This is a genomic window from Neptunicoccus cionae, assembly GCF_002860325.1.
In the GTDB taxonomy this organism is placed as follows: domain Bacteria; phylum Pseudomonadota; class Alphaproteobacteria; order Rhodobacterales; family Rhodobacteraceae; genus Amylibacter; species Amylibacter lutimaris.
This window is the reverse complement of record NZ_PKOJ01000009.1, coordinates 1-16,339: the sequence shown is the minus strand read 5'-3', so window position 1 is coordinate 16,339 and position 16,339 is coordinate 1. Positions and strand designations below refer to the sequence as shown.

Below are 16,339 nucleotides of genomic sequence, written 5' to 3'. Positions count from 1 at the left end.
GTCCTTTTAGTTCCGGTCCGAGGCGTTCAGCCCGTCGCGCGCGGCCAGATCGACCGGCACAGGAATTTCAATATCAAGCAGCATCTGCGCAAACCCTTTGCCTTGCGGATCGATGCGGACCGAGGCGATGCCGCCCCCGCCCAGCGATTCATGCAGCAGGAAGTTCAGCGCATGGCTTCCGGGCAAATCAAAGCGTTCGACCGCGCCGTCACACAGGTGGGCGAAATAGGCTTTCACCGTGTCTTCGGTCAGGGCCGACCGGATATAGGGCAGATACTCCGGCTTGCGCGCAAGGATGCCGATGTTGGCGATATCGCCCTTGTCGCCCGAACGGCCCCACGCCAGGTCGACGAGGCGCACCTTGACCGCGTCCGGACCGGGCGCGCGGCTATCTGTGGGCGGCGCGGCAGGCGGATCAAGTTGCACAGGTTTGGTGGCCACTGTGACGGGCACATCCTTGCCATCAACCTCAACCGCGACGGGGGTGTCGGCCTTGTCCTGAAGGAAGGAGAACAGACGGACCACCGGCTGTACCTTTGGCCGTCCGGCGAAGAACCCGGTCAGACCCTGCGCGGTCGAAATCGCCATGGGTGCGATTTCTCCGGCAAAGATGTTCAGCGCGGCGCGATCATCATGGACCGCGCCGATCTTGAGCACCACTTCGCGCGTCAGGGCGCGGGCGTTGGCGCCATAGGCGGCCTCGGCGCCCAGCACTTCGACGCTAACCTGCCGGAAATCGCCCATGTTGCGGTCGCGGAAAATTCGGCGGCAGCGGGTCAGGATCGCCTCGGCCACGCGCTCGGCCTTGGCGGGGGCATCAATCGCGGCCAGTGTCAGGGTAGAGACCGCGCGCCAGCCATCGGCATGGGTCGCCGACACCTTGTAGCTGTCGGTGCGCCCGAGACCCTTGCCGCCCTTGACCAACACCCGATCGGGTCCGACCTGTTCAAGGGTAACCCCGGACCAGTCGCAGGTCACGTCGGGCAACAGGTAAGCGCGCGGATCACCGATTTCATAGAGCATCTGCTCTCCGACCGATCCCGGCACGACCAGCCCGCCGGTGTCAGGCGTCTTGGTCATGACGAAACTGCCGTCTTCCGACACCTCGACGATGGGCATCCCCATATTGTCCCACCCCGGCACGTCCTGCCAGTCGGTAAAGTTGCCGCCCGTTCCCTGGGGGCCGCATTCGATCAGGTGGCCGGCCAGTGATCCCTGGCTGAGCTTGTCCCAGTCGTCATCGCCCCAGCCGTATTCGTGCATCAGGGGGCCAAGCGCGACCGCGCTGTCGGCGCAGCGCCCCGTGATTACGATGTCGGCCCCGGCATCCAGCGCGGCCGCGATGGGGCGGGCACCCAGATAGGCGTTCATGCTCCAGATGTCGCCCGGAAACGCGACATCCGAGAACATCTCCGTCTGGCCGGCGGCGCGGATGTCGTCGGCCCGCGCCGACAAATCATCGCCCAGTACGACTCCGATGGACAAATCGATCCCGACCTCGGCGGCGGCTTTGGCAAGCGCATCGCGGCAGCCGCGCGGGTTCACGCCCCCGGCATTGGCAACGACCTTGATGCCCTGACGTTTGATTTCAGGCAGCCACGGAACCAGCGCCTTGACGAAATCCGGCGCATAACCCGCCTCGGGCGTCTTTGCGCGGGCACGCGCCATCAGCGACATTGTCACCTCGGCCAGATAGTCGAACACCAGATAGTTGATCTCGCCCTTGGAGACCAGTTGACCGATCGCTTCAGGCGTGTCGCCCCAGAATCCCGATGCGCATCCGATGCGCAGTTTTCGATCTGACATATGCTTCTCCTCCCCGCTTGTTTAGCGGCCTGTCCATTCAGGTTTGCGTTTCGCAATGAAGGCATCAAAGCCTTCGCGCGCGTCTTCGGTCTGTGCTACTCGCGGTAAAAGTGTTTCTGCAAACCGCATTTGCTGCGGATAGGTCATGTCCTCCATCGCGTGACAGGCGTATTTTCCCAGCCGGATCGCGCTCGGCGACTGCGCAGCAATCTGGGCAACCAGTTCTGCAACCTTGTCGTCCAACCCTGCGGCATCGGTCACATAGTTGACCAGATTGAATTGCAGGGCTTCCTCGGCGGTCAGAGGAACGCCGGTGATGAACATCTCCATCAGCCTCCGCCGAGGCAAAACACGCATCATCGGTGGTACGATCGTCATGGGAAACAAACCCACCTTCACTTCCGGCGTTCCGATGCGGGCGTGGTCCGCCATCACAGCCAGATCGCAGGCACAGATAATGCCCGCCCCTGCCCCCATCGCGACGCCGTTGACACGCGCGATCGTCGGCTTTCGGCAGGCCTGTATCGTTTCGAACAACCTTCCGGCGAAATGATCAGGATCGGCCGGATCCTGAACGAACGGACCACCGTCCGCACCCGCCTTGATGTCGCCGCCGGCGCAGAAGGTGCGATCTCCCTCGCCGGTCAGAACGATCACACGGCAATCGCTGTCCTTCTCGGCAGCATATATGGCGGCCATGATCCCGTCTGCGACTTCACGGTTTAGGGCATTTCGATTCTCAGGACGTCGAATCGTGATACGAACTTCGTCGCCACGCATCTGCGATTGAACAACGCTCTCACCCATTTCCGAAGCTCCCCCAAAATAGTTTGTGCGCCGTGCCTTCTAACGTCAGGTCGCAAAAAGCTTGGCTTGATCTATTTTCTAACATGTGTTTGATTTTGGTCAACACCACAAACGACATTTCTCGGGAGGATGATATGACGACTCAAAGTGAGGCTATCGCGGCTGACCTGGAAGCCATCAGGGCAAACTATTCGTTGACCGACGAGCAACGCCAGATTGTCGATCACGTGGATCGTGTGTCGCGCGAGGTACTGCACCCGTTGCAGGCGCGCATGGACGAGGAAGAATGGTGGCCCGAAGACCTGTTCAAGCAAATGGGTGAGCTGGGCCTGCTGGGAATCACCGCTCCCGAGGAGCTGGGCGGATCGGGACAAGATGAATTCACCCAGGCGCTGGTGTCCGAGGTGATTTCGAAATGGAACCCGGCTGTGGGGTTGTCGCATGGCGCGCATGACAACCTGTGCCTGAACAACCTGCTGCGCAACGGGTCCGAAGAGCAGGTAAAGAAATACGTACCGGGCCTTTGCTCGGGCGAGCTTGTCGGTGCTCTGGGTCTGACCGAACCGGGTGCGGGATCCGATGCGCTTGGGTCCATGGCGACCACCGCGCGCCGTGACGGTGATGACTACGTCATCAACGGCTCGAAGATCTACATCACCAACGGCCCGATTGCCGACGTGATTCTGCTTTACGCAAAGACCGAGAAATCGAAGGGCGCCAAGGGCATTTCCGCCTTCATCATTGAGACCGACAATCCCGGCTTCAAGGTGGCGCAAAAGCTCGACAAAATGGGCTTCCGAGGCTCTCCGACCGGAGAGTTGGTGTTCGAAGATTGCCGCGTGCCCGCATCCGCCATGGTGGGTGAGGAAAACACCGGCGTTTCGGTGGTAATGAGCGGGCTGGATCTGGAGCGTGCTATGGTTGCCTCAGTCTGCGTAGGTATGGCCGAACGGGCGCTGGAATTGGGTCTGGAATACGCCAAAATCCGGGAGCAGTTCGGCAAGCCAATCGCAAGTTTCCAGATGATGCAGTCGAAACTGGCCCAGATCTACATCGAGGTCGAAACGGCGCGCGCCTTCGGGTATCGAGCGCTGGCCGCCTGTACGGGCCTGCCAAAAGGGGCCGGAGGCCGCGGCGAAATTCACAAACTGACTGCGGCGGCCTGTCTGTACGCCGGCGAGGCATTCAACAAGGCGGTGACCGAAGCCTGCCATATCCATGGTGGCTCTGGCTACATGCAGGACACCGAGATCAACCGGTTGTTCCGCGCCAACAAGTTGTTGGAAATCGGCGCGGGCACAAGCGAAGTCCGCAAGATCATCATTGCCGAAGAACTTCTGCGCGCCTGAGGGGGGGACGAAACCATGAACAAGCAACTTCGCAACGACACCGCTTTGCCAACACATTTCATGACGGAGGAGCAACAGGCTCTGGCCGATCAGGCCGGCAAGTTCTTCATGTCCGAGTTTCACCATCTGAATGCGGAAATGGACGACACTGATGACCTGCCGCCTTCGGTCTTTCCCAAGCTTGGCGAGATGGGCTATCTGGGCCTGAACGTGCCGCCTGAATTCGGCGGTGCGGGGCTGGATTTTACCTCGGCCTGTATCATCACCGAACAGCTTTCGCGGTCCTCTGCCGCCATCGGGCTAACCCATGTGGCCCACGACAACTTGTGCGTCAACAACATCTATCGCAACGCCAGTGACGACCTGCGCCGCAAGTATCTGCCGGGCCTTTGCGACGGCACGCTGATCGGCGCCCTGGGGCTGACCGAACCCGGCGCGGGGTCTGACGCGCTCGGTTCGATGCGGACCACGGCCAAAAAGGATGGAGACGACTACATCCTGAACGGTTCCAAGATCTACATCACCAACGGACCGATTGCCGATCTGGTCCTGGTCTATGCCAAGACCTCGCCGGAAAAAGGGGCCAAGGGAATTTCCGCCTTCATCGTTGAAACCGACACGCCAGGTTTCAAGGTTGCCCAGAAGCTCAACAAGATGGGCTTCCGTGGCTCGCCCACCGGGGAACTGGTGTTCGAAGATTGCCGCGTTCCGGCCAAGAATATGGTCGGCAAACTGGATGGCGGCGTTGCCGTGACGATGTCCGGGCTGGATCTGGAACGTGCCATCGTCTGCTTCAACGCAATGGGCATTGCGCAGCGGGCGCTGGATATTTCCATCGACTACGCCAAGACACGGCAGCAATTCGGCAAGCCGATCGCCAGTTTCCAGATGGTGCAGGCGATGCTGGCCGACATGTACACCCAGATCGAGGCGGCGCGCAGCCTGTCCTTGCGTACCGCGGCCATGTGTGAGGGCCTTGAAGAGGGCGAAGGCGGGCGTGGCGAGATCCACAAGCTCACCGCTGCGGCAATCTACAAGGCCGCCGAGGCGACATCCTTCGTGCTGGACAAGGCCGTCCAGATTCACGGCGGTTCGGGCTATATGCGCGATACCGAAGTGAACCGGCTCTACCGTACCGGTCGCGTGCTCGAGGTCGGCGCGGGCACCCAGGAGGTGCGCAAGCTCATCATCTCTGGCGAACTTCTGAAAAACTAAGGGGGCTGAACATGAGCGAAGAAAAATCAAGACGTTACGCAGCGGACCTCATGGCGGGACAGGTTGCCCTGGTCACGGGATCCGGATCAGGTATGGGCCGGGCGACGGCGCTTGAAATGGCCTCTTGCGGGGCCAGACTTGCGCTGTTTGCGCGCCGGGAAGAGCCGCTGGAGGAGACCGCCGAGATGATCCGGGCTGCGGGGGGCGAGGCGTTTGTGGTGCCCGGCGATACCCGCGACGAGGACAGTATCGAAGCCGCGATGGGACGCATCAAGGACCACTACGGACAGCTCGACGTTCTGGTGAACAATGCCGGCGGCCAGTATATCGCGGCCGCCCGCGATATCACCAACAAGGGCTTCGAAGCCGTGATCCGCAACAACCTGATCGGGTCATGGCAGATGACCCGCGCCGCCGCCGATCACTTCATGTATGACAACGGTGGATCGGTCGTGTTTGTCACCGCCATCTCGGCGCGCACCGCGCTCAGCGGCTTTACACACACCGTCGCCGCGCGCGCCGGTGTGACCGGCATGATGAAGACGCTGGCCGCCGAATGGGGCGAGTATGGCATCCGTCTGAACTGTGTCGCGCCGGGCACGATCAAGACCGAGGCGCTTGGCCGCTACCCCATTTCACCGGATCGATGGAAAGAGCTTAACCGCTCGGTCCTGAACCGGATGGGTATGGCCGAGGACATCGCTGGGACGATTATCTTCCTTGCGTCCGATCTGGGGAATTTCATCACCGGCGAAGATATCTATGTGGACGGTGGGGAAACCCTGCATATGGGCCACGATGCCCGCGACATGATCAATCCCGACATGTTCGAAAAACGCGAACGCGGAGATGGAAAGAATGAGTAAGCAACCCGTCCTTTTGGACATTTCCGACAGGATCGCCACGGTCACGCTGAACGATCCCGAGCGTCGCAACCCGATCACCGGTAATGAAATGATCGCCGTTCTTTTGGACACATTCGCCAAGGTGCAGGCAGACCCGCAAGTCAGCGTCATGATCCTGACCGGCGCCGACCCGGCCTTTTGTGCCGGCGGCGACATCAAGGAGATGAACGACCCCGACAGCGTCTTCCGCAAGGAGCCGCTTGCGGCGGCGCAGAGCTATGTCGATGGGGTGCAGCGCCTGCCACAGGCGCTCTATAACCTGGATGTTCCGACGATCGCCGCGGTCAACGGACCCGCGGTCGGCGCGGGGTGCGACCTGACCATGATGTGCGACATGCGCATCGCCTCGGAGAAAGCAAAGTTCGGCGAGGTGTTTCTGAATCTCGGGATCATTCCGGGCGATGCAGGCAGCTGGTTCCTGTTGCGTCGTCTGGGCCACCAGATGGCCGCCGATCTGACCTTCTCGGGGCGCATGGTCGAGGCCGAAGAGGCGCTGGAGCTTGGCATGGTGCTTGAACTTGTGCCCCATGAAAAATTGATGGAACGAGCCCGCGAGCGGGCCGCCGTCATCGCAGCGAAACCACCGCGCGCGGTGCGGGTCGCCAAACGTCTGATGCGCAATGCCGAACGGATGGACCTACCGGATTTCCTGAATTCCGCGGCGGCCTATCAGGCACTCATGCATCAGACCGAAGACCACCACGAGGCGGTTGCTGCTTTCATCGAGAAACGAAAACCCAACTTCACTGGGCGTTAAAGGAAAGATCGCATGTCTGACATCACCAAGAAGAAGATGGAGCAAATCGCGCAAATGTGGAATGCGCGCGGCAAGGGCCTGATTACGCATATGGCGCTTGAGATCGAAGAGGTTTCGAGCGAAGGTGTTCGGGTTCGGATGCCGTTTAATCCGGATTTTTGCGTCGATGCGGACCAGACCCTGCTTCATGGTGGTATCCTGACGGCTCTCCTGGACAGTGTCTTCGGACTGGCAAACTTTGTGGCAATCGAGGGCGTCAGCACCATGGCCACTCTCGACCTCAGAGTTGATTACCTGCGCCCCGCCTATTCGCGCGCGGATGTCATCGTTCGCGCGCATTGTTTTCGGAAGACCCGCCATATTGCCTTCAATTCCGGCAGCGTCTGGTTCGAGGGCCATGAGAATGCTGAAATAGCCCGTGGAGCCGCCTCGTTTGCTTTGACGCGCGGCGGCACTGACCTGTTTGATGCGATGACTAAAGGAAAAACCTCGTGATGGATGTGCAAACTGCCAATGCCAATGTATCCAGGGTGCCGTTCTTCCGATTTCTTAATTTTGAGATCCGAAGCTTGGACAACCTTCATGCCGAGGCTGAAATGACCTTTGATGACCGCCATATCGGTAACCCTGTCATGGAGTACTACCATGGCGGAATCATCGCGAGTTTCATGGAAGCCACGGCCGCGATCGCGGTACAGCCCGACTTCGCGGATGTCCCGGCCAAGCCGATTAACCTGACCGTCGATTACCTCCGACCTGGCGTGAAGGGCCCGCTTTTTGCCCGCGCCAACGTGACGCGCAAGGGCAAGCGGATGGCGAGCGTCAGCGTGATCACCTGGCAGACGGACCGGGAAAAGGCGGTTGCGGAAGGGCTGTATCACTTCCTTCTGGTCTGACCACTGCGACTGCTTTCAGGTCGTGCCTTGTCCTGTGGACGGGGCGGTTTCCCGGTTGCAAATTCCTTCCAGCAGAAGCTTGATGAGCATACCGGAGAACTCAGGCAGTGAGAGATACCCTTCCACTCCTGCCTTGTTCGGGTCGAACCACTCTACCGTCCAGTTCAAGGCACCCAACATCACCTGGCGCAAAGGAACGATCTTGATATCCGACCTTATGGCACCGTCTTGCTGCGCTTCGCGAAGGATCATGTCCCAAAGTCGTCCGTAGTCGTGGCGAATGCCTCGGTGCCTTTCCCGAAAGTGGTTGGGCAGCATCCCATAACTTCTGATGTTCGCTGAGGTGAACTCGCTTGCCTTAAAGAGAAAATCGAGATGCGTCCAGATTGCGGTTGCTATTCTGGTGTGATGATCGTATGGGGAATCGAACTTCTGAACGGCTGCACTGACACCGGATAGCAGATCGCTTAACCCTTCGTTGAGTACCTCGTCCACGATCGCTTCCTTGGATTTGAAATGGTAGTAGACGCTACCCGCCTTCATGTCCGATTCGTCAGCGATCTTCCGCAGCGTTGTCGCCTTGTAGCCATTGTCCCTCAGAACGCGCGCCGCCACTCGCAGGATCTCTGCGCGGGTCTTCGCGGCCTTGCCGTTGGTATCAGGGATATTGACGGGAGCGGCGGGGGTCAGCTTCAGACCTTCTGTTTCAGCTCTGCGATCCAAACACATACCGTCAAGTATCAGCTTGCTCATACGTTCAGCGAGGATGTGCACCGGATACTTTTCGACATCGTACCATTCCACGGTCCAGTTCATGGCACTCAGGATGAACTGGCGGATCACAGTAATGGATATGTCTCTTCGAAGGTGACCGTTACGTTTTGCTTCTTTCAGGAAATTGCCCCAGGCTGCTGCATAAGAGGCACGCAGATCACGGTGGGGAGCGCGTGTTTCATCCGACAACATCGGATAGTTCCGGATATTGGCCGAGGTGAAATCGCTCTCAGTCAACAGGTAGGTCAGGTGGGTTTCGATCAGCAATGCGAAAGTCCTGCGGAAATCCTCCGGATTCTTCTTTGCAACCCGAACGATTTGACTGACCGTTTCGTAGAGCTGACGCACACCAAGTTCCAGAACCTCGGTGAGAATCTGATCCTTGGATTGAAAATGGTAGTATATGCTGCCGGCCTCAACGCCCGCTTCCTGCGCGATATCGCGCATCGTCGTCGCGTGATAACCTTCATACCGAAAAAGTCGAGCGGCCGCCGAAAGGATCGCTTCGCGGGTTCTCTCCAACTTGCTCAGATCATCGTCTGCTCTCTTGGCTGCGTCTGTCATCTGTACCATTCCATGTCGATACTTGCCGGTGGTGAGGCTGTCCATTGCAATAATTCTAACAAATGTTAGAATATGAAGGAGAACGTACCGAATCAAGTTCTCTACGAAGGTCTATTGGAGAAGGAGGACCTCCTTATGCGAGGGTTGAGTGGGAAACGGGTCATCGTGACCGGCGGCGGCAGCGGCATTGGTCGCGCGGTTTGCGGACGGTTCGGCGAAGAAGGTGCCGAAGTCGCCGTTTTCGATCTGAACAAGGATGGGGCGGAAGAAACTGTCCGACTGATCACCGAGGCTGGCGGAAAGGCGCAGGCCTTCAAGGTAGATATCACCGACCGCGCCCAGGTCGACAAGGCGGTGGCCGAATTCGAGGCCGGAGGCCCGATCGATGCGCTGGTGAACAACGCCGGCTGGGACGTGATTAAACCGTTCCTCGATACAGATGTCGATCTCTGGAAAAAGGTCATCGACATCAATCTATACGGTCCGCTGAACATGCACCACGCGGTGCTTCCGGGCATGGTGAAGAACGGTGGTGGCCGCGTTGTCAATATCGCGTCCGACGCTGGTCGCGTCGGGTCATCGGGCGAGGCTGTCTATTCGGCCTGCAAGGGCGGCATCATATCGTTCACCAAGACTGTAGCGCGCGAACTTGCACGCAAAGGTATTCAATTGAACGCCGTCGCCCCCGGCCCGACCGATACGCCGCTGTTCGCACAGGTTGCCCAGGGCGAAGCTGGTGAAAAAATTGCCGAAGGTCTCAAGCGGGCAATTCCGATGAAGCGCCTGGCGCAGCCGACAGATTACCCTGGCATCATCTGCTTCCTGTCGTCGGATGACGCCGGATTCATCACCGGCCAGGTGATATCGGTTTCGGGCGGCTTGTCCATGCACGGTTAACCGCTGGTCGCAGCGCCTGTTACATGGCGCTGCGACCAAGCCGTGACAAGATATTTTACCTCCCCGACTGGCCGCGCTCACTGTGCGGTCTTTTTTTGAAGAAAGGTGATGAATGTTTCAGCCAGACTCTGACATTCAGCGTTCAAGCACGCTGACCGCTTTTCTGAAGGACTGGGGCATTGACAGTTACGAAGATCTCGCCCGCCGCACCAATGAGGACCCGGACTGGTTCTGGGGCCGGATCATCGACCACGTCGGCATTCGGATCGCGCGACCCTACACACGATTGCGGGACATCTCCGAAGGTTCAGAATCGGTCACATGGGCCGTCGGAGGCACTTTGAATCTGACGGAAACCTGTCTTGACGCCCGAATTGCCGATGGCCTGGGCGAAAAAGTCGCGATCGACTGGATCGGCGAAGACGGAAGCCGCTGCCGCTGGACCTATTCCCAACTTGCCGCCGAAGCCGCCCGCGCCGCCTCGGCCCTTGACGCGCGCGGCGTAAAGCCCGGTCAGGCGGTGGGCATTTATATGCCGATGATCCCCGAAATCGAGGCCGCGCTGCTGGGTATTGCCCGACTGGGCGCGGTCGCGGTGCCGCTGTTTTCCGGCTTTGCGCCCTATGCCATCGTATCGCGCCTGAACGATGCCGGTGCCGTAGCGGTGCTGACAGCGGATGCCACACCCCGGCGAGGCAAGCCGGTCTGGATGGAGGCGGCGCTTGCCGAAGCCCTGACCGAGGTACCTTTGGTGCACACCGTGGTCAGCCTGCGACGGTTCGGCGGCGCGGTGGCCGATCCGACCCGCGATCTCGACTGGACCGAAACCGTGGGCCCCGCCAGTCCGGATTTCGCCGCTGTTCCCGTCAAGGCCGAAGATCCCTTCCTTATCGCCTATACATCGGGCACCACCGGGCGGCCCAAAGGCGTCGTGCATACCCATTTGGGGGTGCAGGCCAAGGCCACGGCTGATTTCCTGCTTTGTCTCGACATGAAACAGGATGACCGGCACCTGTGGATGACCGACATGGGATGGGTCATGGGACCGCTCACCCTTTTGTCGGTGCTGCTGTCGGGTTCAACGCTGGTGGTTGCTGAAGGCGCACCATCGATGCCCGGCGATCCGTTCAGACTTTTGCGCCTTGCGTCCGAGATGGAGGTCACGCATCTCGGCGTGGCGCCAACCCTGGTACGGCAGTTCATGACGCAGGAGCTCGAGCCGCTGACAGACTACGACCTGTCGCCCCTGCGCATTGTCGCCTCGACCGGGGAACCCTGGACCGAGGACGCCTGGCGCTGGCAACTGGATCATATCTGCCGCCGCCGCGCGGTGCCGCTGAACATCTCGGGCGGGACCGAGTTGTTCGGTGCTATTCTGACATCGACCGTGCTGCACGAAATCAAGCCCGGCGGATTTTCCGCCCAGGCCCTGGGGGTCGGCGCGAAAGTGCTGCGCGAGGACGGCAGCGAAGCCGCGCCGGGCGAGGTGGGCGAACTGGTCGTTACCCAGCCGCCTCTGGGGCTGACCCCGGCCATTTGGGGCGACCGCGATCGCTACCTTGAAACCTACTGGTCCAACTTCCCCGGCCTCTGGCGGCACGGCGACTGGGTGCGCTGCGATCCGGACGGGACATGGTTTATCCTGGGCCGGTCTGACGACACGCTGAACATCGCCGGTAAACGGATCGGCCCGCCCGAGATCGAGGCGGCCCTGACCGAGAGCGGAGAGGTGGTGGATGCCGCCGCCATCGCGGCACCTGACGACATCAAGGGTGTGGCCGTCGTCTGCGTCTGCGTGGCGGCACCGGATGTGTCGCTGGACGCGGACCTCGTGGACCGGCTCAAGGATCGGGTCGGAGAGATCGTCTCGAAACCCTTCCGCCCGCGCGAGATCCACTTTGTCGAGGCGCTGCCAAAGACGCGTAGTATGAAAACCATGCGCCGGGTCGTGCGCGCCGCCTTCCTCGGCGAAGATCCAGGCGATCTGTCGTCGATCAGCAACCCTGAAACCATTCAACCCATCGCAGACCTGCAAAAGGAAAAGCCATGATCACTGTATTCGGAGCCACGGGCACCACCGGCGCGCCTCTTGTCGACACGCTTCTGGCAAAGGGCGCTACCGTGCGCGCTGTCACCAGTGACCCGGCAAAGGTTGGCACGCTCAAGGCCAAGGGATGCGAGGCGGTCGCCGCGGATTTCACCGATCCCGCCGCGCTGGCGCGGGCCTGTGACAGGGCAGAAAAGATATACCTGGTCACGCCTGCCCATCTGGACATGCGCCAATGGAAGGCGAACGTGATCGAGGCGGCCAAGGCCGCCGGGGTGCGCCATGTCGTTGTGGGCACCGGGCTTGGCGCCTCGCCCAAGGCGGGGCCGACCTTCGGCAAATGGCATTCCGAAACCCAGGAACTCTTGAAGCAAAGCGACCTTGACTGGACCTTCGTTCAGCCGACCTATTTCATGCAGAACCTGCTGTGGCAGGCCGGCAACATTGCGAAGGACGCGGTGTACTACGATGATCTGGGCGGCCCCGTGGCCTGGATCGACGCCCGCGACATCGCGGATGTCGCCGCCGAGGCGCTGACCGCTCCGAGGTACGAAGGCAAGGGTCTTGGTCTGACCGGACCCGGAGCCCTTGCCGGAGAAGATATTGCCGCTCTCCTGTCCGCAGTGACAGGGCGAAATGTCACCTGTGCCCCCCTTTCGGCGGAGGATGCGAAAGCGGGCATGGTGGCCGGTGGGATGCAGGTTGAGGTCGCCGGAGCCATGGTCGAACTGGCCTCCCTCGCGCCCAAGGGCTACCTTGCCGGCATCGAGACAACGGTCAGCGACGTATTGGGCCGCCCGGCCCGTCGATTTGCTGATTTCGTCGCCGAGAACCGGGATGCATTCGTTCAGTGACCTAGCGGCGCCGCCGCTCTATCTCGAGCTGGTGCCGCCTCTGGAAGCGGTCACACAGATCGACCACCTTTTCATGTTCCGCGATTCCGGTGTGCTTAGCCGTCGTGGAAGCGGGCGGTTCGCAACTGACCTCTTTACCCTTTCGATAACCTGCGACGACAGCGACGGGGTACGCGTTTCGCTGGCAGAACCGCGCCCTTGTTTCACGCCCCGCCCAAGGCCATTCCGGGGTGTCGTGGCCGGGCTGCGACTGTCGTCACGACCGCAGCGATTGACGGACTGCAAAGTGCTGGACATGCTGGCCTTGGAACTGGGCCGCGTACAGACCGAGGAGGATGACCTGCCTGCGCTTGTCGCGGTGCTTGACGGCCTCGCGAAAGGCCTGCGCTTTGCCGCGCCACCCGGAGCGTACAGCGACCGGACCGAACGTCGAAAGGTGCGGGCGGAAACCGGCGTGTCGCGGCGGAGGCTTGCGGCCTCGCGACGCTTTCGTCAGGCTCTCGGGCAGCTTGCGTCACAGACCCTGCCGCTGAGCGATCTGGCGCTGGACGCCGGATATTACGATCAATCTCATTTGTCCGCCGCTTGCCGGACCTTGGCCGGCAAACCGCCCGGCGCGTTGCGCGCTCAGTCCGCAACGAGTCGATTTGGCCTTTCGCTACAAGATGCGCGCCTCAAAGACCGCCTAAGAGTGGTCATCAATGAATGAAATCGAAGAGGAAGACCCGCCATGACGCGATTCGAACCGAAAAACGCCGACTATGACGCAAGGGTGCATGACAGTTTCAACCGCCAGCACGTGATGCATACGTTGGGGATCAGCATTGCCGAGTTGTCGCCCGGCCGCATTGTTCTGGAAATGGCACATCAGGATACGCTGACCCAGCAGCATGGTTTTTTACATGCCGGAATCGTGTCGACTGCGCTCGACAGCGCCTGCGGATACGCGGCCTTTTCGCTGATGCCCGCGGAAGCGGCCGTTTTGACAGCCGAATTCAAGATCAATCTGCTCAACCCGGCCGACGGCGAACGGTTTCGCTTCGTCGCTGACGTGGTGAAGCCGGGAAGGACTCTGACCATCTGCGAAGCGCGTGCCTATGCCGTGAAGGGCGAGGATGAGAAGCTGGTCGCAACGATGACCGGAACGCTTATGGCGCTTGTGGGACGAACGGGCGTGGTGGGCTGACGACCGGGCTGGGGCGCAAATCAATCCGCGAGCCGGGCTTCTAGGACATGCCGCTGGACCTTTCCGCTGGTCGACCTGGGAAAATCCTCGAACGCGATAAAGCGAAACTCGCGGGGGCGTTTGTAGCCTGCGAGGCTTTCGCGGCACAAATTCATCAGCGCCTCGGCATCCGGCCCGTCATCGCCATGGGCGACAAAGGCCACCGGGCTTTCCCCCCATTTCGTGTCAAATGCCCGCACCACCGCGGCATCGACCACACCGGGGTGGGATAGAAGGACACGCTCGATTTCCGCCGGGTAGACGTTCTCGCCGCCGGTCTTGATCAAGTATTTGGCCCGGTCCACAAAGTCGACCGTGCCGTCCGCATTGCGCCGGAACAAGTCACCCATGTGGAAAAAGCCGTTGCGGAAGTCGCGGGCGTTGGTGTCGTCGGCGTTCCAGTACCCTGAAAACAACGTTGGGCCCCGCACTGCCATTTCGCCCGGCGTTCCATCGGGGACTTCGCGGTCGTCGGGATCGACCAGCCGAACCTCGCAAAATGCGCTGATGCGCTTGGAAAGCCGGTCCGGGGTAACACCCGGCGCGATCAGATCGGCGGTCCCCGGCGGCAGGCCGGTTTCGGTTGCCCCGAAGGAATTCAGATAGGGCGTGTCCAGAAGGCCCGTCAGTTCCGCGATTTGATGCGGCGGCACCAGATCGGCCATTGCGCCGCAAACCTTGATGCCCTTCACCGGCAGAGGGTTGGCGCGCCGGTCTGCGATAAAGGCGTCCAGCGCACCCGGCATCATCACGAACCAGCCGATCCTGTGGCGCGACAGCGCCTCGTTGATGACCGCAGGCTGCAAACCATCCACCATCACCACGGTCCCGCCCCGCAGGATTGTCGCCAGCGCATGATCGGTGGACGCCATGTGGAACATCGGTGCCCAGGCGATGAACCCGTCGCTGGGATCCAGCGCCAGTTGTGCCGCAAAAGCCATGGATCGGGCGATATGCGCGCGGTGGCTGATGAGCGCCCCCTTGGGCAGGCCCGTGGTCCCCGAGGTGTAAAGGATCGTCAGACCGGCCTCTGGATCGTCTACCATGGTTCCGGTGCGCGGGTCCGGTTCGACCCCGGCAATGGCCGTGTCCAGGTCTGGCCCGACGGTCAGACAGGGTGTCGCCGCGACGGCCCGATAGGCTTCTGAAAGATCCGGTTCGGCGACGGCGAGAACCGGCGCGACCAGATCGATGCAATGCCGCAGTTCATCGGGAGCAAGCCGCCAGTTCAGGCAAGCGACGATCGCGCCGATTCCCGCCGCAGCCAGTTCGACCTCCAGGTATTCAGACCGGTTGTGCGACAGGATCGCGATCCTGTCGCCGGGCGCCACGCCTCGTGCCAGAAAGACGGCAGCCAGACGATCGACGCGCCCCAGCAATTCGCCGTAGGTCAGTTTCTTGCTGCCGTCCTCAATGGCCAAAGCCCTGGCGCAGTCCTGTGCGCGGGTTCGAAAGATCGAATACAGATCAGCGCGCCCTGCACGGATGACGTCGGTCAGCATGGCTTCCTCCCTTGCCAGGGCTTCGGTTCAGAGACTTTGCGCCAGACGCACCCCTTCATCAATGGCGCGCAGAGCATCAAGTTCGGCGGCCTCCTTTGCCCCGCCGATCATCGTAACCGTGACGCCGCGCGCGGCAAGCTCTTCTGCCAGGGCGCGTTCCGGCTCCTGGCCAGTGCATAGCACAATCGTATCGGCCGAGATGATCATTGGGCTTTCGTCCGTGAGGATATGCAGCCCCGCGTCGTCGATGCGGTCATAGGTCACCCCGCCCATCGCCTCGACCCCGTGTTTGCGCAGCGCGTTGCGCAGGATCCACCCTGTTGAAACTCCAAGCCCCGCGCCGGGTTTTGCTGCCTTGCGCTGAAGCATAACGACTTTGCGTCGCGACGGTTTCGGTGCCAATGGATCGCCAGCCAGGGCGCCCGGCGTGGCAAACTCGGGGTCCACGCCCCATGTTTCGCAAAAGGCGTCTGTGTTGGCGGCCTCGGCGGGTTCGGTCACCAGGAATTCGGCCACATCATGGCCAATGCCACCGGCCCCCATCACCACGACACGGTCGCCCGCCTCGCGGTCGCCGGACAGGATTTCCGCATAAGTCGCGACGCTGGGATGGTCGATACCCGGCAGGTCGGGAATACGCGGCGTGACCCCTGTGGCGATAACCACATGGTCGAAACCGTCAAGATCGTTCACGTCGGCCCGCTGCCCCAGCCGCTGTTTGGCCCCGTGCTTTCTCAGCTG

Annotated in this window: 16 protein-coding genes; 11 read left to right on the top strand and 5 right to left on the bottom strand. The window is 61.0% G+C overall.

Translation table 11 applies throughout. The features are described 5' to 3' along the window. Positions 1–6 precede the first annotated feature (6 nt). Together C0U40_RS17790 and C0U40_RS17785 are read right to left on the bottom strand one after the other, a co-directional pair. Positions 7–1,806 (bottom strand): acyclic terpene utilization AtuA family protein, encoded by a 1,800-nt coding sequence (locus tag C0U40_RS17790; RefSeq protein WP_101657161.1) that lies wholly within the window; start codon positions 1,804–1,806, stop codon positions 7–9. A 21-nt stretch (positions 1,807–1,827) separates the two neighbouring features. Further along, on the bottom strand, positions 1,828–2,586 hold the full coding sequence (locus C0U40_RS17785) for an enoyl-CoA hydratase-related protein (RefSeq protein WP_286135110.1): 759 nt from the start codon (positions 2,584–2,586) through the stop codon (positions 1,828–1,830). 161 nt (positions 2,587–2,747) lie between these two features. Between C0U40_RS17785 and C0U40_RS17780 the strand changes: the two genes are divergently transcribed. Genes C0U40_RS17780 through C0U40_RS17755 form a run of 6 tightly spaced genes read left to right on the top strand, consistent with a single transcriptional unit; the run spans position 2,748 to position 7,735 of the window. Then, positions 2,748–3,962, top strand: a complete 1,215-nt coding sequence (locus C0U40_RS17780) for an acyl-CoA dehydrogenase family protein (protein WP_101657258.1) — start codon at positions 2,748–2,750, stop codon at positions 3,960–3,962. 15 nt (positions 3,963–3,977) lie between these two features. Beyond that, positions 3,978–5,177, top strand: coding sequence for an acyl-CoA dehydrogenase family protein (locus C0U40_RS17775; RefSeq protein ID WP_027238772.1), 1,200 nt, complete (start codon positions 3,978–3,980; stop codon positions 5,175–5,177). An 11-nt stretch (positions 5,178–5,188) separates the two neighbouring features. Next, a complete protein-coding gene (locus tag C0U40_RS17770; RefSeq protein ID WP_027238771.1) occupies positions 5,189–6,043 on the top strand; it encodes an SDR family NAD(P)-dependent oxidoreductase in 855 nt (284 codons plus the stop codon). Further along, entirely contained in the window at positions 6,036–6,839 is an 804-nt protein-coding gene (locus tag C0U40_RS17765) for an enoyl-CoA hydratase-related protein (RefSeq protein ID WP_101657159.1), read from the top strand. Before C0U40_RS17770 ends, C0U40_RS17765 begins: the two co-directional genes overlap by 8 nt. 12 nt (positions 6,840–6,851) lie before the next feature. Further along, a complete protein-coding gene (locus C0U40_RS17760) occupies positions 6,852–7,334 on the top strand; it encodes a PaaI family thioesterase (protein WP_101657158.1) in 483 nt (160 codons plus the stop codon). After that, the gene (locus tag C0U40_RS17755) at positions 7,334–7,735 is read left to right on the top strand and encodes a PaaI family thioesterase (protein ID WP_027238768.1); all 402 of its coding nucleotides are present in this window, start codon (positions 7,334–7,336) and stop codon (positions 7,733–7,735) included. Before C0U40_RS17760 ends, C0U40_RS17755 begins: the two co-directional genes overlap by 1 nt. Positions 7,736–7,750: 15 nt before the next feature. On the opposite strand, the gene C0U40_RS17750 is transcribed toward C0U40_RS17755, so the two are convergent. After that, positions 7,751–9,073 (bottom strand): TetR/AcrR family transcriptional regulator, encoded by a 1,323-nt coding sequence (locus C0U40_RS17750; RefSeq protein ID WP_286135084.1) that lies wholly within the window; start codon positions 9,071–9,073, stop codon positions 7,751–7,753. Between the two features lie 72 nt (positions 9,074–9,145). On the opposite strand from C0U40_RS17750, the gene C0U40_RS17745 reads away from it, so the two are divergent. The 5 genes from C0U40_RS17745 (at position 9,146) to C0U40_RS17725 (ending at position 14,057) form a co-directional block, all read left to right on the top strand. After that, on the top strand, positions 9,146–9,970 hold the full coding sequence (locus C0U40_RS17745; protein ID WP_341235577.1) for a glucose 1-dehydrogenase: 825 nt from the start codon (positions 9,146–9,148) through the stop codon (positions 9,968–9,970). Positions 9,971–10,082: 112 nt separating this feature from the next. Next, a complete protein-coding gene (locus C0U40_RS17740; protein WP_101657155.1) occupies positions 10,083–12,020 on the top strand; it encodes an AMP-binding protein in 1,938 nt (645 codons plus the stop codon). Next, the gene (locus C0U40_RS17735; protein ID WP_101657154.1) at positions 12,017–12,871 is read left to right on the top strand and encodes an SDR family oxidoreductase; all 855 of its coding nucleotides are present in this window, start codon (positions 12,017–12,019) and stop codon (positions 12,869–12,871) included. The genes C0U40_RS17740 and C0U40_RS17735 overlap by 4 nt, the downstream gene beginning before the upstream one ends. After that, positions 12,855–13,580 carry a helix-turn-helix domain-containing protein gene (locus C0U40_RS17730; RefSeq protein WP_101657153.1) on the top strand — a complete coding sequence of 242 codons (726 nt, stop codon included), beginning with the start codon at positions 12,855–12,857 and terminating at the stop codon, positions 13,578–13,580. The genes C0U40_RS17735 and C0U40_RS17730 overlap by 17 nt, the downstream gene beginning before the upstream one ends. Positions 13,581–13,601: 21 nt before the next feature. Further along, positions 13,602–14,057: a PaaI family thioesterase gene (locus C0U40_RS17725; RefSeq protein WP_101657152.1), complete on the top strand. Its 456-nt coding sequence runs from the start codon at positions 13,602–13,604 to the stop codon at positions 14,055–14,057. 20 nt (positions 14,058–14,077) lie between these two features. Here C0U40_RS17725 and C0U40_RS17720 read toward each other — a convergent pair whose 3' ends face one another. Together C0U40_RS17720 and C0U40_RS17715 are read right to left on the bottom strand one after the other, a co-directional pair. Continuing rightward, positions 14,078–15,598, bottom strand: coding sequence for a class I adenylate-forming enzyme family protein (locus tag C0U40_RS17720; RefSeq protein WP_101657151.1), 1,521 nt, complete (start codon positions 15,596–15,598; stop codon positions 14,078–14,080). A gap of 27 nt (positions 15,599–15,625) precedes the next feature. After that, positions 15,626–16,339, bottom strand: a 714-nt coding sequence (locus tag C0U40_RS17715; protein WP_180957742.1) for an FAD-dependent oxidoreductase, incomplete at its 5' end; no start/stop codon positions are given.